This window comes from Kitasatospora sp. NPDC029312 (assembly GCF_055569215.1).
In genome coordinates, this window is record NZ_JBVHXY010000026.1 from 1 (window position 1) to 20,680 (window position 20,680).

Below are 20,680 nucleotides of genomic sequence, written 5' to 3' on the forward strand. Positions count from 1 at the left end.
GAGAGGGGGGAGCTAAGGGAGAAGAGGGGGGGTTGGACCGTCGAACGGAAGCCGCGGGAAGGAAACCCAAGGGGGGGAGACAAGAAAAAAAAAAGGTGGGCGACCCCCCGGGGGGGGGACGCCCCCCCCCCTCCGCCTTTTCGGCGCTCGCGGCGGTTACGCCGAGGCCGGCGGGTAGAGCTGCGGCGGGATCCGCTCCGCGGCGGCGCGGTCCAGCAGCCACAGGGTGCGGCTGCGGCCGTACGCGCCGGAGGCGGGCGCCTGGAGCTCGCCGGGGCCGGACAGGGCCAGCGCGACCGCGCCCGCCTTGTCCTCGCCCGCGGCCAGCAGCCAGACCTCGCGGGCCGCCCGGATCGCCGGGAGGGTGAGCGAGATCCGGGTCGGCGGGGGCTTGGGGGCCCCGCGCACGCCGACCACCGTCAGCTCGGTCTCCCGCACCCCCGGGTGCTCGGGGAACAGCGAGGCGACGTGGGTGTCCGGGCCGACGCCGAGCAGCAGCACGTCGAAGGCCGGGACGCCGGTCCGCTCGCCCGGCCCGGCGGCCCGCGCCAGCTCCTCGGCGTAGCGGGCGGCGGCGGTCTCCAGGTCCGAGCCGTCCACCCCGTCCGAGGCGGGCATCTCGTGCACCCGCGCCGGGTCGAGCGGGACAGCGTCCAGCAGCTCGGCGCGGGCCTGGACGGCGTTGCGGTCCGGGTCGGCGGCGGGCACGAAGCGCTCGTCGCCCCACCAGAGGTCCAGCCGGCCCCAGTCGACCGCGTCGCGCGCCGGGGAGGCGGCGATCGCGGCCAGCAGGGCGTTGCCGTTGCGGCCGCCGGTCAGCACCACCGAGGCGGTGCCGCGGGCGGCCTGGGCGTCCACGATCCGGGTGATCAGCCGGGCTGCGGCCGCCTGGGCCATCAGCTCCTTGTCCCGGTGGACGACCAGCTGCGGGGTCGCGTTGGTCATGCGCCGTCCTTGGAGGGGGAGCGCTTGCCGGCGGTCTTCCTGGCCGCGGGCTTCTTCTCCGCGTCGGCCGTCGCCCCGTCCGGCTCGGCCACCGCGGCCTCGACCGCCTGGGCGATCTGCTCGGCCGCCCCCGTCTCGGCGTTGGACGGCTCGCGCAGCCGCTCGATGGACGTGCGCACGGCCGTCGAGTAGATGTCGTCCGGGTCGAGCCGGCGCAGCTCCTCGGCGATCAGCTCCGAGGTCTCGCGCCGCTTGAGCGCCACCTGGCGGTCCGGCGAGCCGGGCATCGAGAGCGTGCCCATCAGGCCGTCCGGGCGGTCCAGGGTGATGTCCCCGTCCTTGGTGCGCAGGTGCACCGCGGTGATGCCCGGGCCGCCGGTGACCCTCCGCTCGACCGGCGCGTGCAGCCGGTTGAGCAGCCACAGGCCGAGCAGCTCGACGCTGGGGTTGTAGGACTCGCCCTCGACCACCGCGGAGAGGATCCGGGACGGCCGCTGGTCCAGTGCGGCGGCGAGCATGGAGCGCCAGCCGGTGAGCCGGGTCCAGGCCAGGTCGGTGTCGCCCGGGGTGTAGCTCTCGGCCCGCTGGGCGAGCTGGCCGACCGGGGACTCGGCGGTGACCGCGTCGGTGATCCGGCGCTGGGCGAGCGCGCCCAGCGGGTCCTGCGCCGGGTGCAGCGGCGCGTTCTCCGGCCACCAGACGACGGTCGGGGCGTCCGGCAGCAGCAGCGGCAGGACCACCGACTGGGCGTGCGAGGCGAGTTCGCCGTGCATGCGCAGGATGACCGTTTCGCCGGAGCCGGCGTCCGTGCCGACCAGGACCTCGGCGTCCAGGCGGGTCTCGGCACGGGCCCGGGGCGAGCGCCCGGCGCGCTTGATCACCGCGAGGGTGCGCATCGGGTGCTCGCGGGAGGCCTCGTTGGCGGCCTTGAGGGCGTCGTACGCGCTGCCCTCGTCGGTCACGATCACCAGGGTGAGCACCATGCCGGCAGCGGTGGAGCCGCTGGCCCGGCGGGCCTCCATCAGTGCGGCGTTGATCTTGCTGGACGTGGTGTTGGTGAGGTCGATCTTCATGGCCGGCGCCAGCTCCTGCCGTCTCGTGCGAGCATCTCGTCCGCCTCGGCGGGACCCCAGGTGCCCGCCGCGTACTGGGCCGGCTTGCCGTGGGCGTCCCAGTACTTCTCGATCGGGTCGAGGATCTGCCAGGAGAGCTCGACCTCCTGGTGGCGCGGGAACAGGTTGGCGTCGCCGAGCAGCACGTCGAGGATGAGCCGCTCGTACGCCTCCGGGCTGGACTCCGTGAAGGACTCGCCGTAGGCGAAGTCCATCGTGACGTCCCGGACCTCGAAGGAGGTGCCCGGCACCTTGGAGCCGAACCGCACCGTCACGCCCTCGTCCGGCTGGACCCGGATGACCAGGGCGTTCTGCCCCAGCTCCTCGGTCGCGTAGGAGTCGAACGGCAGGTACGGGGCGCGCTGGAAGACCACCGCGATCTCGGTGACCCGGCGGCCCAGGCGCTTGCCGGTGCGCAGGTAGAACGGGACACCCGCCCAGCGGCGGTTGTTGATCTCCAGCTTGATGGCCGCGTAGGTGTCGGTCTTGGACTCGGGGTCGATGCCGTCCTCGTCCAGGTAGCCGGCGACCTCCTCGCCGCCCTGCCAGCCCGCCGCGTACTGGCCGCGCACGGTGTGCCGGCCCAGGTCGGCCGGGAGCTTGACGGCGCTGAGCACCTTGAGCTTCTCGGCCACCAGCGCCTTGGGGTGGAACGACGCCGGCTCCTCGATGGCGGTGAGCGCCATCAGCTGGAGCAGGTGGTTCTGGATGACGTCACGGGCGGAACCGATGCCGTCGTAGTAGCCGGCCCGGCCGCCGATGCCGATGTCCTCGGCCATGGTGATCTGCACGTGGTCGACGTACGAGCGGTTCCAGATCGGCTCGAACATCTGGTTGGCGAAGCGCAGCGCCAGGATGTTCTGGACGGTCTCCTTGCCCAGGTAGTGGTCGATCCGGAAGACCTCGTCGCGCGGGAAGACCTCGTGGACGACCTTGTTGAGCTCCTGGGCGCTCTCCAGGTCGTGGCCGAAGGGCTTCTCGATGACGGCGCGGCGCCAGGAACCCTGCGGAGGGTCGGCCAGGCCGTGCTTCTTGAGCTGCTGGACGACGGTCGGGAAGAACTTCGGCGGGACGGACAGGTAGAAGGCGAAGTTGCCGCCGGTGCCCTGGGCCTTGTCCAGTTCCTCAATGGTCTGGCGCAGCTTGTCGAAGGCGTCGTCGTCGTCGAACGTGCCGTGGACGAAGCGCATGCCCTTGGCGAGCTGCTGCCAGACCTCCTCCCGGAACGGGGTGCGGGCGTGGTCCCGGACGGCGTCGTGGACCTCCTTGGCGAAGTCCTCGTCGTCCCACTCGCGGCGGGCGAAGCCGACGAGCGAGAAGCCCGGCGGCAGCAGACCCCGGTTGGCGAGGTCGTAGATGGCCGGCATCAGCTTCTTGCGGGACAGGTCGCCGGTGACCCCGAAGATGACCAGGCCGGACGGCCCCGCGATGCGCGGGAGCCGCCGGTCGGAGGGGTCACGAAGCGGGTTGACGGGGGTGGCCGGGAGGTCGTCCGCGTCCGAGTCTGACGTCAACTCAGGGAAATCAGTGCTCACTTCGGTGTGCTCCGCTTTCGTGCGCTGGCTGTGTGAGCAGGGGTCACTTCTCGGTGGCGAAGGATTCCAGCGAGGCGGTGACGGTGTCGAGCAGTTCCTGCCAGGACTGCTCGAACTTCTGCACGCCCTCGTCCTCCAGGACCTGGACCACGTCCTGGTAGTCCACGCCGGCGGCCGCGACGGCGTCCAGGACGGCCTTGGCGTCGGCGTAGTTGGGGACGATGGTGTTGCCGGTGACCACGCCGTGGTCGCCGGTGGCGTCCAGGGTGGCCTCGGGCATCGTGTTCACGGTGCCGGGGGCGACCAGCTCGGTGACATACAGGGTGTCCGGCAGGGCCGGGTCCTTGACACCGGTGGAGGCCCAGAGCGGGCGCTGCGGCTTGGCGCCGGCGGCCTCCAGGGCCTTCCAGCGGGCGCTGCCGTCGGTCTTGCCGTCGACGCTGCCGAAGACCTCCTCGTACGCCTGGTAGGCGAGGCGGGCGTTGGCCAGGGCGGCCTTGGAGCGCAGGTCCTTGGCGTCGCCGCCGACCTTGTCCAGGCGCTTGTCGATCTCGGTGTCCACGCGGGACACGAAGAAGGAGGCGACCGACTCGATCTGGGAGAGGTCCAGGCCCTTGGCCTTGGCGGTCTCCAGACCGGTCAGGTAGGCGTCCATGACGGCCTTGTAGCGGTCCAGCGAGAAGATCAGCGTGACGTTGACGCTGATGCCCAGGCCGATGACCTCGCTGATGGCGGGCAGGCCGGCCCGGGTGGCGGGGATCTTGATGAAGACGTTCGGGCGGTCGACGAGCCACCACAGCTGCTTGGCCTCGGCCACGGTCGGGGCGGTCTCGTGCGCCAGACGCGGGTCGACCTCGATGGAGACCCGGCCGTCACGGCCGTTGGAGGCGTCGTAGACCGGGCGCAGCACGTCGGCGGCGTCCCGCACGTCCGAGGTGGTGATCATGCGGATCGCCTCCTCGGTGGTGACCTTGCGGACCGCGAGGTCGCGCAGCTGGCCGTCGTACGAGGTGTCGCCGCTGCCGGCGATGGCCTTCTGGAAGATGGTCGGGTTGGTGGTGACACCCACCACGTGCTTGTTCTGCACCAGCTCGGCCAGGTTGCCGGAGTTCAGCCGCTTGCGGCTGAGGTCGTCCAGCCAGATCGCAACGCCTTCGTCGCTGAGGCGCTTCAGTGCGTCAGTCATGGTGCTTCAGTCCTTCTTCTGCTTCGTGGGGTAGTCAGGGGGGCCGCGTACCCGCGTGCGGGCGAGGTACGCGGCCGGAGCGGAACTAGCGGTTGACGGCTTCGAGGGCGCGCAGGGCGTTGTGCGCCTCGGCGACCACTCGCTCGGCGGTCAGGCCGAACTCCTCGAAGAGCACCTTGTAGTCGGCGGAGGCGCCGAAGTGCTCCAGCGAGACGATCCGGCCGTGGTCGCCGACCAGCTCGCGCCAGCCCTGGGCGATGCCGGCCTCGACCGAGACCCGGGCCTTGACGGAGGGCGGCAGCACGCTGTCGCGGTACGCCTGGTCCTGCTCCTGGAACCACTCGAAGGACGGGATGGAGACGACGCGGGTGGCGACGCCCTCGGCCTCCAGGACCTCGCGGGCCTGGACGGCGAGCTGGACCTCGGAGCCGGTGCCCATCAGGATCAGCTGGGGGTCGCCGGTGGAGGCCTCGGCCAGGACGTAGCCGCCCTTCGCGGTGCCCTCGGCGGAGGCGAAGGCCTCGCGGTCGAAGGTCGGGACGTTCTGGCGGGTGAGCGCCAGGCCGACCGGGCCGGGGTGGGTGGTCTGGCGCTCGATGATCGTGCGCCAGGCGACGGCGGTCTCGTTGGCGTCCGCCGGGCGGACCATGGCCAGGCCCGGGATGGCGCGCAGCGCGGCCAGGTGCTCGACCGGCTGGTGGGTCGGGCCGTCCTCGCCCAGGCCGATCGAGTCGTGCGTCCAGACGTAGGTGACCGGCAGCTTCATCAGCGCGGCCAGGCGCACGGCCGGGCGCATGTAGTCGGCGAAGACCAGGAAGGTGCCGCCGTAGACGCGGGTCCGCCCGTGCAGCGCGATGCCGTTCATGGTCGAGCCCATGGCGTGCTCGCGGATGCCGAAGTGGATCGTCCGGCCGTACGGGCTGGCGGACTTCAGCGGGTTGCCCTCGGGGAGGAAGGAGCTGTCCTCGTCGATGGTGGTGAGGTTGGACTCGGCGAGGTCGGCCGAGCCGCCCCACAGCTCCGGGATCACCGCGCCGAGCGCCTTGAGGGTCTCGCCGGAGGCCTTGCGGGTGGCGACGTCCTTGCCGGCCGGGAAGGAGGGGACGGCCCTCTTCCAGCCCTCGGGCAGCTCGCCGGCCTGGATGCGGTCGAACTCGGCGGAGCGGTGCGGGTTGGCGGCGCGCCAGGCGGCGAAGGACTTCTCCCACTGGTCGCGCGCGGCCTTGCCGCGCTTGATGACCTTGCGGGCGTGCTCGATGACGGTCTCGCTGACCTCGAAGGTCTTCTCCGGGTCGAAGCCCAGGACCTTCTTGGTGGCGGCGATCTCGGCGGCACCGAGCGCGGAGCCGTGCGCCTTGGCGGTGTTCTGGGCGTCCGGGGCCGGCCAGGCGATGATCGTGCGCATCGCGATCATCGACGGGCGGGAGGTCTCGGCCTTGGCGGCGGCCAGCGCCTGGGCGAGGGCCTCGACGTCGATGTCGCCGTTGGCCTTCGGGGCGACCCGCTGGACGTGCCAGCCGTAGGCCTCGTAGCGCTTGAGGACGTCCTCGGAGAAGGCGGTGTCGGTGTCGCCCTCGATCGAGATGTGGTTGTCGTCGTACAGGGCGACCAGGTTGCCCAGCTTCTGGTGTCCGGCCAGCGAGGAGGCCTCGGCGGAGATGCCCTCCTCCAGGTCGCCGTCGGAGACGATGGCCCAGATGGTGTGGTCGAAGGGGGACTCGCCGGCGGGGGCGTCCGGGTCGAACAGGCCGCGCTCGTAGCGGGCGGCCATCGCCATGCCGACCGCGTTGGCGATGCCCTGGCCGAGCGGGCCGGTGGTGGTCTCGACACCGGCGGTGTGACCGTGCTCGGGGTGGCCGGGGGTGCGGCTGCCGGCCACGCGGAAGGCCTTGAGGTCGTCCAGTTCCAGGCCGTAGCCGGAGAAGTAGAGCTGGGTGTAGAGCGTCAGGCTGGTGTGCCCGGGGGAGAGGACGAAGCGGTCGCGGCCGGCCCAGGCCGGGTCGGTCGGGTCGTGGCGCAGGAAGCGCTGGAAGATCAGGTACGCCGCGGGGGCCAGCGACATGGCCGTCCCGGGGTGTCCGTTGCCGACCTTCTGGACAGCGTCCATGGCCAGGACGCGCGCCGTGTCAACCGTGCGCTCGTCCAGTTCGGTCCACTCGAATGCGTTCGTCGGCGCAGTGCTCACCCTGTCTCAGGGCTCCTTCCATTGTGAAGAGTGACCCCGTGAATGGGGACCGGGTCGGCCACGGCGCTGTGGTCCCGACTGAGGATGGTGCCGGTCACGGAGGGTAGATCCCGCTTCTCCGTGCGAGCCTACCGTCCGGCCCGGGGCTCACCCTCCGTGCCGGGACAACCGGGATTTCCGCATGGTGATTCCCACTAGGGCGTTCTGACTGATTTTGTCCCAGCCTCCCCCGGTTTGCCGGGTCGCGCCGCCCGGACGGCCGGGGCGGGTCGCGCAGACACGCCGGAAGCGGTTCGTGGCTTCACCCAGCCGGTCCACTCGGCCGGTTCACTCAGGGGTGTGCGATCCGCCTCGCCGGGGGACCCCGGAGCCGGATGGGATATATGGAGCGTCTATGGTGGCGTGGTACGCGCAGAGCGGACGATTCGGGACCCATCGTTCCCGTGGCCGCCTGCGAGGATTCATCTTCAGTTGGGGTGTTAGTGACCGCCGTCGAAACCCGTCCCGCCGGGGTCACCGGGGCGACTCCTGCGCACCGGCCCATCGGGGCCCGTGTCGGCGCCTTCGTAGCACTGACCAAGCCTCGGATCATCGAGCTGCTGCTGATGAGCACCGTGCCGGTGATGTTCCTGGCGCAGCAGGGTGTTCCGGACATGCTGCTGGTACTGAAGGTCGTGGTCGGCGGCTACCTGTCGGCGGGCGGCGCCAACGCCCTCAACATGTACATCGACCGCGACATCGACGCGCTGATGACGCGCACCGAGCGGCGGCCGATCGTCACCGGGATGGTGTCGCCGCGCGAGGCGCTGGTGTTCGGCGTCGTGCTGGCGGTCGTCTCGACGCTGCTGCTGGGCTTCGGCGTCAACTGGCTCTCCGCCGGGCTGGCGCTGGGGGCCCTGCTGTTCTACGTGTTCGTCTACACGCTGGGCCTCAAGCGGCGCACCTCGCAGAACATCGTCTGGGGCGGCATCGCCGGCTGCATGCCGGTGCTGGTCGGCTGGTCCTCGGTGACGAACTCGCTGTCCTGGGCGGCGGTGGCGCTGTTCCTGGTGGTGTTCTTCTGGACGCCGCCGCACACCTGGGTGCTGTCGATGAAGGTGCGCGACGACTACCTGCGCGCGGGCGTGCCGATGCTCCCGGTGATCAAGGGCAACGTGGCGGTCGGCAAGCAGGTCGTCGCCTACTCCTGGGTGATGGTGGCGACCTCGCTGGCGGTGTGGCCGCTGGGGCACATGAGCTGGCTGTACCCCGTCTCCGCGGTGGTCCTGGGCGCGGCGTGGCTGCGCGAGGCGCACGCGCTGTACGGGCGGGCCAAGGCCGGGGTCGTGGGCGCGAAGCTGAAGGAGATGCGGCTGTTCCACTGGTCGATCACCTACCTGTCGCTGCTCTTCGTGGTGTGCGCGATCGACCCGTTCGTCAAGTAACGCTTGGTGGGGAGAGCCCCGGTCCGGTGGACCGGGGCTCCTTCGCGTTCCGGGGGCGGTTTCGAGTTCTTGAACCGTCTCAGCGGACGGGCAGTTCCGACGGGCCGACGTGATCGTCCAGCCAGTCCCGCAGCGGCTGGGAGGCACGCAGGAAACCGGTGACCCGGGTGTAGGCCGCCCGAGTGCCGAGCCACTTCGCCGGAGCCCAGTCCTGCCAGGCCACCAGGCCCTTGTGGCGCAGCAGCCCGATCCTCGGGTGGTCCTTGGGGAAGCCGCGCGGCGCGGACTTCAGGGAGTCGCGTCCGGCCACCCGCGGCCCCTCCTTCTCCACCACGGCGATCACCCGCTCCAGCTCGGCGCCGGTGACGTCCTCGGCGACGGCGGCACGGTAGCGCTCCAGCTGGTCCGGGGCGAGCTGGTACATACCGTTGCCGCAGGCCAGCCCGTCGGCGGACAGCTGGATGTAGCCGCCGGCTTCCAGGTGCGCGCCGATGTGCGTCTTGTACGGGGACTTGTCGGAGCTGAAACGGACGTCCCGGTTCGGGCGGAAGATCTTCCCCGGCCCGAACTCCGGCTCCAGCTCGGCGAGCAGCAGCTCCATCGGGGTGCGGACGGCGTGCTCGTACTGCTCCTTGTGGGCCTGCCAGAAGGCCTTGGAATTGTCGGCCTCCAGGTGCTCGTAGAAGTCGAGCGCCTCGGTCGGCCAGCCGGAGAAGGTCACGCCTCCAGTATGTGGCCCGGTGCACAGGCCGCTCCCGTCGCCAGCGCGCGTACCGGTGGGTAGCATGCGGGCATGAGCAGCGTAGAGACCGTGCCGGACGCCCGTACCGAGCGCCGCGCCAAGCGCATCGCCAAGCACCTGACCAGCTTCGCCCAGCAGCACGGCGGCAGCGCCGACGCGGTCGTCGAGTACGTCGGCGCCGTGGCCACCCGGATCGTCGTGGTCGGCGCGGACGGCGCCTGGGGCGACCAGGTGGCCCCCAGCTACGCCGTCGGCCGCCGCGCCGCGGAGCTGGCCGGGCTGACCCTGCACGACGCCTTCGAGGGCGAGCTGGGCCTCAAGGTCAAGACCGGCCCGTACGAGTGGAAGCGGATGGCCGGCATCCAGCTCGGCAGCTGAGCGGCCCCGGTTTGAGCGACGACGGCCCGGCTCCCCGGATGGGGGAGCCGGGCCGTCGTGGGTGCCCGGCGGGGTCAGACCGAGGCGGGCTGAGGGGTACGGGTGGGCAGCTGGTCGGACGTCCCATCCATCTCGCGTACGCGGAGGGCGAGGGGGATGCGGAGGGCGGCGATCCACGTCAGGGTTGCGCCGAGCATGTGGAGGCCGACCATGAGCTCGGGCGCATCGGTGAAGTACTGGATGAAGCCGAGGACGCCTTGCAGCAGCAGCACCGCGAGCAATTCCTTGGTGCGGGCCTTGGCGGGCTGGGGGGCCTTCACTGCCGCAAATACGAAGATCATCGCGATGGTCAGGCCCACCGAGACGAACGCGAAATCAGCGTGGAACTGGGCCAGCCTGTCGTAGTCGATCGGGATGCGCGGGACGATCTTGTTGTCCTGGGGCGTGCCCGGGTGGTGGCCGGCTCCGGTGACCAGGGTGCCGGCCGCAACGAGCAGCCCGACCACCGCCACCAGCACGTTGGAGAGCTGGTGGATCGGGCGGGCCACCGACAGCCTCGCCGGGCCGTCGCCCTCCTTGCTGCGCTCCCACATCAGCAGCGCGACCCAGACCAGGGCCATCGCGGCGATCATGTGCAGTGCCACGGTGTACGGATTCAACCCGGTCAGCACGGTGATGCCGCCGAGCACGGCATTGCTCATCACCAGCCAGAACTGCGCCCAGCCGAGCCTGGTCAGACCGCGCCGCCACGGCCGGTGGCAGCGGGCGGCCAGGATCGCCCAGCCGACCGCCGCGCTGAGCACGTAGGTGAGCATCCGGTTGGTGAACTCGACGACGCCGTGGAAGCCCATCGCCGCGGTGGGTGTCAGGCTCTCGTCGGTGCAGCGGGGCCAGGTCGTGCAGCCGAGGCCGGAGGCGGTGAGCCGGACGGCGCCGCCGGTGACGACGATCACCACGCTCATCACCAGCGCGGCGAACGCGGCGCGCCGGACCATCGCGGCGGAGGGCTGCCAGCGCTCGGCGAGCAGGGAGAAGGGGGTATGCACGCGGTCAATCGTAGGTGCCCTTACAGGCGATCTTGGGGCGGGGCACGGGCCAAGGCGCTGAGTGCGGCCGGGTTGTTTGTCGGCTGACTGCCCCGAGCTCCCCGGTGACTGAACCTGATCACCGGGAAACACCGTTCTCTTCTCAAGGTGACCAAGTTCATTCAACTTTGCCGAATCCGCGTTCTGCGAGGTGACGGCTGTGATGGGCTGGTCAAGCACATCCGGGAACGGACCGACAGACGAAATCCGGTCGTGCGGCGGGGTGTGGCGAGGTGCGGAGGTGCCGGTAGAGTCCCCCGGACAGTCGTAGCGGGCCACCGCGATCCACTTCAACGCGCCTGCTGCGCAAGACCGTTCGGAGGGGAACAGCGTAAATGGCGCGACAGCAGCGGCACATTCGGATCGGCGCGACGGCGCTCGTCGGTACGGCGGCGGCCGGTTTTCTCCTGCCTCTTGCCCTGGCCACCGGTGCCTCGGCGCACGTCCCGACCTGGTCGGTGACCTGCGACAAGGTCGTGGTGAATCTGATCAACTACAGCCCCAAGCCTGACGTGAAGAACACCGTCAGCCTCACCATCGACGGTGAGAAGGTCCTGGACGCCAAGACCTTCCCCGCGGAGTTCCACGGCACCTTCCCGGTGAAGGACCACGACGCCCCGGTCAAGGCCAACCTGGTGGTCAGCACCACGGAGAACCCGGCCGAGAAGGGCTGGAACATCAACGAGACCAAGACCATCGAGCCGTGCCACACACCGACTCCGACCCCGACCCCGACCCCCACCAAGACCCCGACCCCCACCCCCACCCAGACGGCGACCCCGACCCCGACGCCGAGCACCACCCCGTCGGGCACCCCGTCGCACTCGGCCACTCCGACGCCGTCGGTGACCCCCACCCCCAGCAAGAGCCCGGCCGCCCCGGCGCCCGCCACCAGCGCGCCGGCGCTCGCCCAGACCGGTAGCAGCGACGCCACCCCGGTGATCGCGGCGGCCGGCGGCGGCGTGCTGCTGGTCGGCGGCGCGCTGGTGCTGCTGGCCCGCAAGCGGCGCGGCGGCAGCCAGGGCTGACGCCCGTCGGCTGAACGCACCACGCAGCAGTGCCGCACCGCACAGCAGTGACGCCCCCGGCCTCGTCGGCCGGGGGCGTCGCGCGTGGGGGGTGCGGGCTGGGAGGGGGCTGGTGCGCGGCTACTCCCAGCGGAAGAACCGGGCGGCCGCGGCCAGTCCGAGCACCGACCAGCCGGCCAGCACGCCGAGGTCCGACCAGGGGACCCCGGCGCCGTGCTGCAGCACCGACCGCAGGCCGTCCGAGAGCGCCGAGATCGGCAGCAGCTCCAGCACCGACCGCACGGCGTCCGGGAACTTGCTCAGCGGCACGATCACCCCGCCGGCCAGCAGCAGCAGGATGAACACCAGGTTCGCGGCGGCCAGCGTGGCCTCGGCCTTCAGGGTGCCGGCCATCAGCAGGCCGAGCCCGGAGAACGCGGCGGTGCCGAGCACCAGCAGCGCGACCACGGCGAGGGGGTTGCCGTGCGGGGACCAGCCGAGCGCCAGGGCGATCACCGACAGCAGGGCGACCTGGAGCGCCTCGGTGACCAGCACGCAGCCGGTCTTGGCGGTCAGCAGCGTCCAGCGGGGGAGCGGGCTGGCCCCGAGCCGCTTCAGCACGCCGTAGCGGCGCTCGAAGCCCGTGGCGATGGCCTGGCCGGTGAAGGCTGTGGACATCACGGCGAGCGCCAGCAGGCCCGGCGCCAGGAAGTCGACCCGCTTGCCGGGGCCCTCCACCGCGACGATGTCGACGGCGGAGAACAGCACCAGCAGCACGGTCGGGATGACCACGGTGAGCAGCAGCTGCTCGCCGTTGCGCAGCAGCATCCGGGTCTCGAAGGCCGTCTGGGCCAGCAGCATCCGGCCGACCGGGGCCGCGCCCGGCTTCGGGGAGTAGTCCGTCGTGGTGGCGCTCATCGTTCCCGCACTCCGTTCGCTCATGCCCGCAGCTCCCGTCCGGTCAGGTCGAGGAAGACGTCTTCGAGGCTGCGGCGCTGCACGGACAGCCGCTCGGGCAGGATGCCGGAGGCCGCGCACCAGCCGGTGACGGTGGCGACCAGCTGCGGGTCCACCGGCGCCTCGACGCGGTAGCTGCCGGGGGAGGTCTCCACGGCGGCGGCCCCGGCGGGCAGTTCCTTGAGCAGCGGGCCGAGGTCGAGCCCGGGCGGCCCGTCGAAGCGCAGGGCGTTCTCGGCGCCGCCGCGGCACAGCTCCTCGGTGGTGCCGTCGGCGATCACCTTGCCGCGGTCGATGATGGCGACGCGGTCGGCGAGCTGCTCGGCCTCCTCCATGTGGTGGGTGGTGACCACCACGGTGACGCCGTCCCGGCGCAGGTCGCGGACCAGCTCCCAGGTGGCGCGGCGGGCCTGGGGGTCGAGGCCGGCGGTGGGCTCGTCCAGGAAGACCAGCTCGGGTCGGCCGACCACGGCCATCGCCAGGGCGAGCCGCTGCTGCTGGCCGCCGGAGAGCCGGCGGTAGGTGGTGCGGCCGCAGGAGCCGAGGCCGAGGCGCTCGACCAGGGCGTCCACGTCCAGCGGGTCGGCGTGCAGCTTGGCGGTGTGTCGCAGCATCTCTACGGCGCGCGCGCCCGCGTACACGCCCCCGGACTGGAGCATGACGCCGATCCGGGGCCGCAGCGCGGCGCTCTGGGTGACCGGGTCGAGGCCGTGGACGCGGACGGTGCCGGCGTCGGGGCGGCGGTAGCCCTCGCAGGTCTCGATGGTGGTGGTCTTGCCGGCGCCGTTGGGGCCGAGGACGGCGGTGATCGCGCCGGCCGGGATGGTGAGGTCGAGACCGTCCACGGCCGCTTTGTCGCCGTAGCGCTTGACCAGCCCGGCGATCTGGACCGCGGGTTCGGAGTGCATACGGGCGAGTGTAAGAGGACCCGACGGAAGGGCCGGACGGCGGCCCGAATGATCGTTTGCCCAGGTCAGGTAAGCCTTACCTGCGTGACAGATGACACGAGTGAGGCCTGGATCACGGGTTGTCCCGACGGAACTAATTACGCAACACTGTTGTTGTGAAAAACATGCGCGAGTACGCCCAGCAGCAGGAGGCCGAGTCGGCCCCCGACTGCGACGTGCCCGTGACGGCGGCCGAGGTGCTGCTGGAGGGCCACCGCGCCACGCGTGACCGGGTCGCCCGCTCGATCCTGGACCACGGCCCCTCCTCCGCCGCCGACCTGGCGAACCGGCTCGGCCTCACGGCCGCCGCCGTCCGCCGCCACCTCGACGGCCTAGCCGCCGCCGGCCTGGTCGAGTCCCGCGAGCAGCGGGTCTACGGCAGCCGCGGCCGGGGCCGCCCGGCCAAGGTCTTCGCGCTGACCGACGCCGGCCGGGACGCCTTCTACCAGGCGTACGACCAGCTCGCCGCCGACGCGCTGCGCTGGATCTCGGACTCGGTGGGCGGCGGCAAGGCGGGGGAGGAGGCGGTCGCCGCCTTCGCCCGCGCCCGGTTCGGCAAACAGGGCGAGAAGTACCGGAAGAGCCTGCGGCTGGCCGATGCCCAGGAGCGCCCGGAGGCCCTCGCCCAAGCGCTGAGCGCGGACGGGTACGCTGCCACGGTGCGGCGTGTCCCGTCGGCCGTGGCCAAGGCCCCGGCGGGCGCCCAGCTCTGCCAGCACCACTGCCCGGTGGCGCACATCGCCGAGCAGTTCCCACAGCTCTGCGAGGCGGAGACCGAGGTCTTCTCCCAGCTCCTGGGCACCCATGTGCAACGGCTGGCCACCATCGCCCACGGCGACGGGGTCTGCACCACCTATGTGCCGGCACCCGGTGCCGCATCGTCGCCCGCCCGGCCCCCGGCGGCCCGTGGCTCCGATGCAGTGCCGACTGCCAGTACGTCCACCGAAGATTCAGCGTCCGCGCGTTAGGAAGCTCGCATGACTGACACCGTTTCGCACCCCGAGCTCGAGGGCCTGGGCACCTACGAGTACGGCTGGGCCGACCCGGACGCCGCCGGTGCCGCGGCCAAGCGCGGGCTCAGCGAGGAGGTCGTCCGCGACATCTCCGCGAAGAAGAACGAGTCCGAGTGGATGCTGAACCTGCGTCTCAAGGGCCTGAAGCTGTTCGGCAAGAAGCCCATGCCGACCTGGGGGTCCGACCTCTCCGGCATCGACTTCGACAACATCAAGTACTTCGTCCGCTCCACCGAGAAGCAGGCCGAGTCCTGGGAGGACCTGCCGGCGGACATCAAGGCGACGTACGACAAGCTGGGCATCCCGGAGGCGGAGAAGCAGCGCCTGGTCGCCGGTGTCGCCGCCCAGTACGAGTCCGAGGTCGTCTACCACCAGATCCGCGAGGACCTGGAGGAGCAGGGCGTCATCTTCCTGGACACCGACACCGCGCTGCGCGAGCACCCGGAGCTGTTCAAGGAGTACTTCGGCACCGTTATCCCGGCCGGCGACAACAAGTTCGCCGCGCTGAACACGGCCGTGTGGTCCGGCGGCTCCTTCATCTACGTGCCGAAGGGCGTGCACGTCGACATCCCGCTCCAGGCCTACTTCCGGATCAACACCGAGAACATGGGCCAGTTCGAGCGGACGCTGATCATCGTCGACGAGGACGCCTACGTCCACTACGTCGAGGGCTGCACCGCGCCGATCTACTCCTCCGACTCGCTGCACTCGGCGGTCGTGGAGATCATCGTCAAGAAGGGCGGCCGCTGCCGCTACACGACCATCCAGAACTGGTCGAACAACGTCTACAACCTGGTCACCAAGCGCGCCGTGGCGTACGAGGGCGCGACCATGGAGTGGGTCGACGGCAACATCGGCTCCAAGGTCACCATGAAGTACCCGGCCGTCTACCTGATGGGCGAGCACGCCAAGGGCGAGACCCTGTCGATCGCCTTCGCGGGCGAGGGCCAGCACCAGGACGCCGGCGCCAAGATGGTGCACATGGCGCCGAACACCTCCTCGCACATCGTCTCCAAGTCGGTGGCGCGCGGCGGCGGCCGGACCTCCTACCGCGGTCTGATCGAGATCGGCGAGGGCTCGCACGGCGCCAAGTCCAACGTGCTGTGCGACGCGCTGCTGGTCGACACCGTCTCCCGCTCGGACACCTACCCGTACGTGGACGTCCGCGAGGACGACGTGTCCATGGGCCACGAGGCGACCGTCTCCAAGGTCAGCGAGGACCAGCTGTTCTACCTGATGAGCCGCGGCCTGACCGAGACCGAGGCGATGGCGATGATCGTCCGCGGCTTCGTCGAGCCGATCGCGCGTGAGCTGCCGATGGAGTACGCGCTGGAACTCAACCGGCTGATCGAGCTGCAGATGGAGGGTGCGGTCGGCTGACGCCCGGCCGACCACCCGCCGTCCACTGATTTCGAGGAAGAGAGCACAACGAACAGCCATGGCTGAGCAGAACACCACCGGCTCCACCACCGCCGGTTCGATCGAGGTCGGCACCGCCGGCGCGGGCGCGCAGCTCGCCGGCCCCGGCACCGGCCGGACCGCGGTCCAGCAGCCGATCGACGCGCGCGTCACCGTCAAGCCGTCCTTCGACGTGAACGACTTCCCGGTGCCGCACGGCCGCGAGGAGGACTGGCGGTTCACCCCGCTGCACCGCCTGGGCGGGCTGCACGACGGGACGGCGGCCGCCGCCGAGCGGGGTGAGGACAAGGTCGAGTTCACCCTGCCGGACGGCGTCACCGCCGAGACCGTCGGCCGGGACGACGCCCGCCTGGGCAAGGCCGGCACGCCGGTGGACCGGGTCGCGGCGCAGGCGTTCAGCGCCTTCGAGCAGGCGCTCGTCGTCACCGTCCCCCAGGACGCGGTGCCGTCCGAGCCGGTCAGGATCGACGTGCGCGCCGAGGGCGGGGTCCGCTTCGCCCACGTGGTGATCGACGTCAAGCCGTTCGCCGAGGCCGTCGTCGTGCTCAGCCACGCCGGCACCGGCACCCGGGCCGCCAACGTCGAGCTGCTGGTCGGCGACGGTGCCAAGCTCACCTTCGTCTCCGTCCAGGACTGGGACCGCGACGCCGTGCACGCCGCCCAGCACAACGCGCTGGTCGGGCGGGACGCCTCCTTCAAGTCGGTGGTCGTCACCTTCGGCGGCGACCTCGTCCGCCTGCACCCCCGGGTCAACTACACCGGCCCCGGCGGCGAGGCCGAGCTGTTCGGCCTGTACTTCGCCGACGCCGGCCAGCACCTGGAGCACCGCCTCGTCATCGACCACGACACGCCGCACTGCCGGTCGAACGTGGCGTACAAGGGCGCGCTCCAGGGCCAGGACGCGCACGCCGTCTGGGTCGGCGACGTGCTGATCCGCGCCTCCGCGCTCGGCACCGACACCTACGAGCTCAACCGGAACCTGGTGCTCACCGACGGCGCCCGGGTCGACTCGATCCCGAACCTGGAGATCGAGACCGGCGAGATCGTCGGCGCCGGCCACGCCTCCGCGACCGGCCGCTTCGACGACGAGCAGCTGTTCTACCTGATGGCCCGCGGCATCCCGGCCGACGAAGCCCGCCGCCTGGTCGTCCGCGGCTTCTTCGCCGAGCTGCTGCAGCAGATCGGCGTCCCCGAGGTGCAGGAGCAGCTCATGGAGAAGATCGAGGCCGAGCTGGAAGCGGCGGTCTGACCAGATGACCTTCCTGCGTGCCTGCGCGCTGAGCGACCTCCAGGAGGACGTGCCCAAGCGCGTGGACCTCAACGGCGTGCCGGTCTCGGTCGTCCGCACCGACGAGGGGGTGTTCGCGATCAACGACATCTGCTCGCACGCGAACGTCTCGCTCTCCGAGGGCGAGGTCGAGGACTGCATGATCGAGTGCTGGCTGCACGGCTCCAGCTTCGACCTGCGCACCGGCAAGCCCTCCGGCCTGCCCGCCACCAAGCCGGTCGCTGTCTACCCCGTAAAGATCGAAGGGGACGATGTGCTCGTCTCCGTCAACCAGGAGTCCTGAGTACACATGGCAACCCTTGAAATCCGCGACCTGCACGTCTCCGTCGAGGCCGAGAACGGCCCGCGCGAGATCCTGAAGGGCGTCGACCTGACCGTGAAGCAGGGCGAGACCCACGCCATCATGGGTCCGAACGGCTCCGGCAAGTCCACCCTGGCCTACTCGCTGGCCGGCCACCCCAAGTACACCGTCACCGGCGGCTCCGTGCTGCTGGACGGCGAGGACGTGCTGGAGATGTCCGTCGACGAGCGGGCCAAGGCCGGCGTGTTCCTGGCCATGCAGTACCCGGTCGAGGTCCCCGGCGTCTCGGTCTCCAACTTCCTGCGCACCGCCGCCACCGCCGTCCGCGGCGAGGCCCCGAAGCTGCGACTGTGGGTGAAGGAGGTCAAGGAGGCGATGGCCGCCCTCCACATGGACCCGGCCTTCGCCGAGCGCAACGTCAACGAGGGCTTCTCCGGCGGCGAGAAGAAGCGCCACGAGATCCTCCAGCTGGAGCTGCTCAAGCCGAAGATCGCGATCCTCGACGAGACCGACTCCGGCCTGGACGTCGACGCGCTGCGGATCGTCTCCGAGGGCATCAACCGGGTCCGCTCGACCGGCGAGGTCGGCACCCTGCTGGTGACCCACTACACCCGCATCCTGCGGTACATCAAGCCCGACTACGTCCACGTCTTCGCGGGCGGCCGCATCGTCGAGTCCGGCGGTGCCGAGCTGGCCGACAAGCTGGAGAACGAGGGCTACGAGGCTTATGTGAAGGGGGGCGCATCCGAGTGACGCATGCCCATGAGCGTTCGGGGCTGACGGGTCTGCTCGACACCGACGCGATCCGCAAGGACTTCCCGGTCCTCCAGCGGCTGCTGCACGACGACAAGCCGCTGGTCTACCTGGACAACGCGGCGACCTCGCAGAAGCCGCGCCAGGTGCTCGAGGCGCTGAACGCCTACTACGAGCGGCACAACGCCAACGTCCACCGCGGCGTGCACGTGCTCGCCGAGGAGGCCACGGCGCTGTACGAGGGTGCCCGGGACAAGGTCGCGGCCTTCGTCAACGCGCCGAGCCGCAACGAGGTGATCTTCACCAAGAACGCCTCGGAGTCGCTCAACCTCGTGGCCAACATGCTCGGCTGGGCCGACGAGCCGTACCGGGTCGACGCCGACTCCGAGATCGTCATCACGGAGATGGAGCACCACTCCAACATCGTGCCCTGGCAGCTGCTGTCGCAGCGCACCGGTGCGAAGCTGAAGTGGTTCGGGCTGACCGACGAGGGCCGGCTCGACCTGTCGGACATCGACGAGCTGATCACCGAGAAGACCAAGGTCGTCTCCTTCACCCTGGTCTCCAACCTGCTCGGCACGATCAACCCGGTCGAGACGATCGTCCGCAAGGCCCAGTCGGTCGGCGCGCTGGTCGTCATCGACGCCTCGCAGGCCGCGCCGCACATGGTGCTGGACGTGCAGGCGCTGGAAGCCGACTTCGTCGCCTTCACCGGCCACAAGATGCTCGGCCCGACCGGCATCGGCGTGCTCTGGGGCCGCCAGGAGCTGCTGGAGGACCTCCCGCCGTTCCTCGGCGGCGGCGAGATGATCGAGACCGTCACCATGGGCTCGTCCACCTACGCCCCGGCGCCGCACAAGTTCGAGGCCGGCACCCCGCCGATCGCCCAGGCGGTCGGCCTCGGCGCGGCCATCGACTACCTCCAGGGCATCGGGATGGACAAGATCGCGGCGCACGAGCACGCGATCACCGAGTACGCCGTCGAGCGGCTGCTGGAGGTCCCGGACCTGCGGATCATCGGCCCGCGCACGGCCATCGACCGCGGCGCCGCGATCTCCTTCACCCTCGGTGACATCCACCCGCACGACGTGGGCCAGGTGCTGGACGAGCAGGGCATCGCCGTACGCGTCGGCCACCACTGCGCGCGGCCCGTCTGCCTCCGGTACGGAATTCCGGCGACCACGCGAGCGTCGTTCTATCTGTACTCGACGCCGGGCGAGGTCGACGCGCTGATCGACGGCCTGCACCACGTCCGGAACTTCTTCGGCTGACGGACGGGGCAGGACGATCATGAAGCTCGACTCGATGTACCAGGAGATCATCCTGGACCACTACCGCAACCCCCACGGCAAGGGGCTGCGGGACGGTGACGCCGAGGTGCACCACGTCAACCCGACGTGCGGCGACGAGATCACCCTGCGGGTGAAGCTCGACGGCTCGACGGTCGCCGACGTCTCGTACGAGTCCCAGGGCTGTTCGATCAGCCAGGCGAGCGCCTCGGTGCTCAACGACCTGGTGGTCGGCAAGACCGTCGGCGAGGCGCAGGCGGTCCAGGAGGCCTTCCTGGAGCTGATGCAGAGCAAGGGCCAGGGCGAGGGCGACGAGGAGGTGCTGGAGGACGCGGTCGCGTTCGCCGGCGTCTCCAAGTACCCGGCCCGGGTCAAGTGCGCCCTGCTCAGCTGGATGGCCTGGAAGGACGCCACCGCCCAGGCCCTCGCCCAGAACCCCGCCGTGAACGACTGACCCCGCAGAGGAGGACAGAACCATGAGTGACGAAACCCCCTCCGCCGTGGAGGAACAGCCGACCGGCCTCATCGTCGGCACCACCGCCGGCACCGTCTCGGTCGAGGACCTGACCGAGGCCCTGATGGACGTCGTCGACCCCGAACTGGGCATCGACGTCGTCAACCTGGGCCTGATCTACGGCATCCACATCGACGAGTCCGACGTGGCCACCATCGACATGACGCTCACCTCGGCGGCCTGCCCGCTGACCGACGTCATCGAGGACCAGGCCAAGACCGCCACCGACGGGCTGGTCCAGGACCTGCGCATCAACTGGGTCTGGATGCCGCCGTGGGGCCCCGACAAGATCACCGACGACGGCCGCGAGCAGCTCCGGGCGCTGGGCTTCAACGTCTGAGGTCGAGTGGATCGTTGATTCACTGCCGCGCAAACCGCAAGGTTTGCGCGGCAGTGGCGTTTCCGTGCCCCGCTTCGCCCGCTGCCGGGTGAACACCCGCGCGTCATCTGGTGTGTTGGGTAAGTCCACCGCCGTTCCCCACCGTCCACCCCCACCCGCCTGCCGGCGGGTGCCCGACCCGGGCCTTGGGGGGGGGGGGGGGGGGGGGGGGGGGGGGGGGGGGGGGGGGGGGGGGGGGGGGGGGGGGAGGGGGGGTGGGA

20 protein-coding genes are annotated in these 20,680 nt (G+C 70.8%); 11 read left to right on the forward strand and 9 right to left on the reverse strand.

The window, feature by feature from the left end:
- Positions 1 to 156: 156 nt before the first annotated feature.
- The 5 genes from pgl to tkt form a co-directional block, all read right to left on the reverse strand.
- Complete coding sequence (pgl, locus tag ACZ4WV_RS21540) at positions 157 to 945, reverse strand: 6-phosphogluconolactonase (protein WP_465749026.1); 789 nt, start codon at positions 943 to 945, stop codon at positions 157 to 159.
- Positions 942 to 2,018 carry a glucose-6-phosphate dehydrogenase assembly protein OpcA gene (opcA, locus tag ACZ4WV_RS21545; protein WP_465749028.1) on the reverse strand — a complete coding sequence of 359 codons (1,077 nt, stop codon included), beginning with the start codon at positions 2,016 to 2,018 and terminating at the stop codon, positions 942 to 944. The genes pgl and opcA overlap by 4 nt, the downstream gene beginning before the upstream one ends.
- On the reverse strand, positions 2,015 to 3,571 hold the full coding sequence (gene zwf / locus ACZ4WV_RS21550; RefSeq protein ID WP_465749030.1) for a glucose-6-phosphate dehydrogenase: 1,557 nt from the start codon (positions 3,569 to 3,571) through the stop codon (positions 2,015 to 2,017). The genes opcA and zwf overlap by 4 nt, the downstream gene beginning before the upstream one ends.
- 64 nt (positions 3,572 to 3,635) lie before the next feature.
- The gene (gene tal, locus ACZ4WV_RS21555; RefSeq protein ID WP_465749032.1) at positions 3,636 to 4,778 is read right to left on the reverse strand and encodes a transaldolase; all 1,143 of its coding nucleotides are present in this window, start codon (positions 4,776 to 4,778) and stop codon (positions 3,636 to 3,638) included.
- A gap of 85 nt (positions 4,779 to 4,863) precedes the next feature.
- Entirely contained in the window at positions 4,864 to 6,963 is a 2,100-nt protein-coding gene (gene tkt / locus ACZ4WV_RS21560) for a transketolase (protein WP_465749034.1), read from the reverse strand.
- 476 nt (positions 6,964 to 7,439) lie between these two features.
- Between tkt and ACZ4WV_RS21565 the strand changes: the two genes are divergently transcribed.
- Positions 7,440 to 8,387, forward strand: coding sequence for a heme o synthase (locus ACZ4WV_RS21565; protein ID WP_465749036.1), 948 nt, complete (start codon positions 7,440 to 7,442; stop codon positions 8,385 to 8,387).
- A 79-nt stretch (positions 8,388 to 8,466) separates the two neighbouring features.
- Here the strand turns inward: ACZ4WV_RS21565 and ACZ4WV_RS21570 are convergent, their stop codons facing one another.
- Positions 8,467 to 9,108: a DUF2461 domain-containing protein gene (locus ACZ4WV_RS21570; RefSeq protein ID WP_465749037.1), complete on the reverse strand. Its 642-nt coding sequence runs from the start codon at positions 9,106 to 9,108 to the stop codon at positions 8,467 to 8,469.
- A gap of 72 nt (positions 9,109 to 9,180) precedes the next feature.
- Between ACZ4WV_RS21570 and ACZ4WV_RS21575 the strand changes: the two genes are divergently transcribed.
- Positions 9,181 to 9,507, forward strand: coding sequence for a hypothetical protein (locus ACZ4WV_RS21575; RefSeq protein ID WP_465749039.1), 327 nt, complete (start codon positions 9,181 to 9,183; stop codon positions 9,505 to 9,507).
- A 74-nt stretch (positions 9,508 to 9,581) separates the two neighbouring features.
- Here ACZ4WV_RS21575 and ACZ4WV_RS21580 read toward each other — a convergent pair whose 3' ends face one another.
- A complete protein-coding gene (locus ACZ4WV_RS21580) occupies positions 9,582 to 10,562 on the reverse strand; it encodes a COX15/CtaA family protein (RefSeq protein ID WP_465749209.1) in 981 nt (326 codons plus the stop codon).
- Positions 10,563 to 10,927: 365 nt separating this feature from the next.
- Between ACZ4WV_RS21580 and ACZ4WV_RS21585 the strand changes: the two genes are divergently transcribed.
- Positions 10,928 to 11,620, forward strand: a complete 693-nt coding sequence (locus ACZ4WV_RS21585) for an LAETG motif-containing sortase-dependent surface protein (RefSeq protein ID WP_465749041.1) — start codon at positions 10,928 to 10,930, stop codon at positions 11,618 to 11,620.
- Positions 11,621 to 11,740: 120 nt separating this feature from the next.
- Here ACZ4WV_RS21585 and ACZ4WV_RS21590 read toward each other — a convergent pair whose 3' ends face one another.
- Together ACZ4WV_RS21590 and ACZ4WV_RS21595 are read right to left on the reverse strand one after the other, a co-directional pair.
- Positions 11,741 to 12,517 (reverse strand): ABC transporter permease, encoded by a 777-nt coding sequence (locus ACZ4WV_RS21590; protein ID WP_465749211.1) that lies wholly within the window; start codon positions 12,515 to 12,517, stop codon positions 11,741 to 11,743.
- A 20-nt stretch (positions 12,518 to 12,537) separates the two neighbouring features.
- Positions 12,538 to 13,464, reverse strand: a complete 927-nt coding sequence (locus ACZ4WV_RS21595; RefSeq protein ID WP_465749043.1) for an ABC transporter ATP-binding protein — start codon at positions 13,462 to 13,464, stop codon at positions 12,538 to 12,540.
- Positions 13,465 to 13,628: 164 nt separating this feature from the next.
- Between ACZ4WV_RS21595 and ACZ4WV_RS21600 the strand changes: the two genes are divergently transcribed.
- The 8 genes from ACZ4WV_RS21600 to ACZ4WV_RS21635 are packed head-to-tail and all read left to right on the forward strand — an operon-like array spanning position 13,629 to position 20,420.
- A complete protein-coding gene (locus ACZ4WV_RS21600) occupies positions 13,629 to 14,471 on the forward strand; it encodes a helix-turn-helix transcriptional regulator (RefSeq protein WP_465749213.1) in 843 nt (280 codons plus the stop codon).
- 9 nt (positions 14,472 to 14,480) lie between these two features.
- A complete protein-coding gene (gene sufB, locus ACZ4WV_RS21605; protein ID WP_465749045.1) occupies positions 14,481 to 15,896 on the forward strand; it encodes a Fe-S cluster assembly protein SufB in 1,416 nt (471 codons plus the stop codon).
- Between the two features lie 58 nt (positions 15,897 to 15,954).
- Positions 15,955 to 17,184, forward strand: a complete 1,230-nt coding sequence (sufD, locus tag ACZ4WV_RS21610) for a Fe-S cluster assembly protein SufD (RefSeq protein ID WP_465749047.1) — start codon at positions 15,955 to 15,957, stop codon at positions 17,182 to 17,184.
- A 4-nt stretch (positions 17,185 to 17,188) separates the two neighbouring features.
- Positions 17,189 to 17,506 carry a bifunctional 3-phenylpropionate/cinnamic acid dioxygenase ferredoxin subunit gene (locus ACZ4WV_RS21615; RefSeq protein ID WP_153463212.1) on the forward strand — a complete coding sequence of 106 codons (318 nt, stop codon included), beginning with the start codon at positions 17,189 to 17,191 and terminating at the stop codon, positions 17,504 to 17,506.
- Between the two features lie 6 nt (positions 17,507 to 17,512).
- A complete protein-coding gene (gene sufC, locus ACZ4WV_RS21620; protein WP_465749049.1) occupies positions 17,513 to 18,277 on the forward strand; it encodes a Fe-S cluster assembly ATPase SufC in 765 nt (254 codons plus the stop codon).
- On the forward strand, positions 18,274 to 19,548 hold the full coding sequence (locus tag ACZ4WV_RS21625; RefSeq protein ID WP_465749051.1) for a cysteine desulfurase: 1,275 nt from the start codon (positions 18,274 to 18,276) through the stop codon (positions 19,546 to 19,548). Before sufC ends, ACZ4WV_RS21625 begins: the two co-directional genes overlap by 4 nt.
- A 19-nt stretch (positions 19,549 to 19,567) precedes the next feature.
- On the forward strand, positions 19,568 to 20,020 hold the full coding sequence (gene sufU, locus ACZ4WV_RS21630; RefSeq protein WP_465749053.1) for a Fe-S cluster assembly sulfur transfer protein SufU: 453 nt from the start codon (positions 19,568 to 19,570) through the stop codon (positions 20,018 to 20,020).
- A 22-nt stretch (positions 20,021 to 20,042) separates the two neighbouring features.
- Positions 20,043 to 20,420, forward strand: a complete 378-nt coding sequence (locus ACZ4WV_RS21635) for a metal-sulfur cluster assembly factor (protein WP_465749055.1) — start codon at positions 20,043 to 20,045, stop codon at positions 20,418 to 20,420.
- Positions 20,421 to 20,680 lie beyond the last annotated feature (260 nt).

What these genes read in the sequence shown, in the direction of transcription:
- tal (WP_465749032.1), bottom strand. Translation starts at nt 4,778, where the DNA reads ATGACTGACGCACTGAAGCGCCTCAGCGACGAAGGCGTTGCGATCTGG.
- sufB (WP_465749045.1), top strand. Translation starts at nt 14,481, where the DNA reads ATGACTGACACCGTTTCGCACCCCGAGCTCGAGGGCCTGGGCACCTAC.
- sufU (WP_465749053.1), top strand. Translation starts at nt 19,568, where the DNA reads ATGAAGCTCGACTCGATGTACCAGGAGATCATCCTGGACCACTACCGC.
- ACZ4WV_RS21585 (WP_465749041.1), top strand. Translation starts at nt 10,928, where the DNA reads ATGGCGCGACAGCAGCGGCACATTCGGATCGGCGCGACGGCGCTCGTC.
- opcA (WP_465749028.1), bottom strand. Translation starts at nt 2,018, where the DNA reads ATGAAGATCGACCTCACCAACACCACGTCCAGCAAGATCAACGCCGCA.
- sufC (WP_465749049.1), top strand. Translation starts at nt 17,513, where the DNA reads ATGGCAACCCTTGAAATCCGCGACCTGCACGTCTCCGTCGAGGCCGAG.
- ACZ4WV_RS21635 (WP_465749055.1), top strand. Translation starts at nt 20,043, where the DNA reads ATGAGTGACGAAACCCCCTCCGCCGTGGAGGAACAGCCGACCGGCCTC.
- ACZ4WV_RS21595 (WP_465749043.1), bottom strand. Translation starts at nt 13,464, where the DNA reads ATGCACTCCGAACCCGCGGTCCAGATCGCCGGGCTGGTCAAGCGCTAC.
- pgl (WP_465749026.1), bottom strand. Translation starts at nt 945, where the DNA reads ATGACCAACGCGACCCCGCAGCTGGTCGTCCACCGGGACAAGGAGCTG.
- ACZ4WV_RS21575 (WP_465749039.1), top strand. Translation starts at nt 9,181, where the DNA reads ATGAGCAGCGTAGAGACCGTGCCGGACGCCCGTACCGAGCGCCGCGCC.
- ACZ4WV_RS21590 (WP_465749211.1), bottom strand. Translation starts at nt 12,517, where the DNA reads ATGAGCGCCACCACGACGGACTACTCCCCGAAGCCGGGCGCGGCCCCG.
- sufD (WP_465749047.1), top strand. Translation starts at nt 15,955, where the DNA reads ATGGCTGAGCAGAACACCACCGGCTCCACCACCGCCGGTTCGATCGAG.
- ACZ4WV_RS21615 (WP_153463212.1), top strand. Translation starts at nt 17,189, where the DNA reads ATGACCTTCCTGCGTGCCTGCGCGCTGAGCGACCTCCAGGAGGACGTG.
- ACZ4WV_RS21600 (WP_465749213.1), top strand. Translation starts at nt 13,629, where the DNA reads ATGCGCGAGTACGCCCAGCAGCAGGAGGCCGAGTCGGCCCCCGACTGC.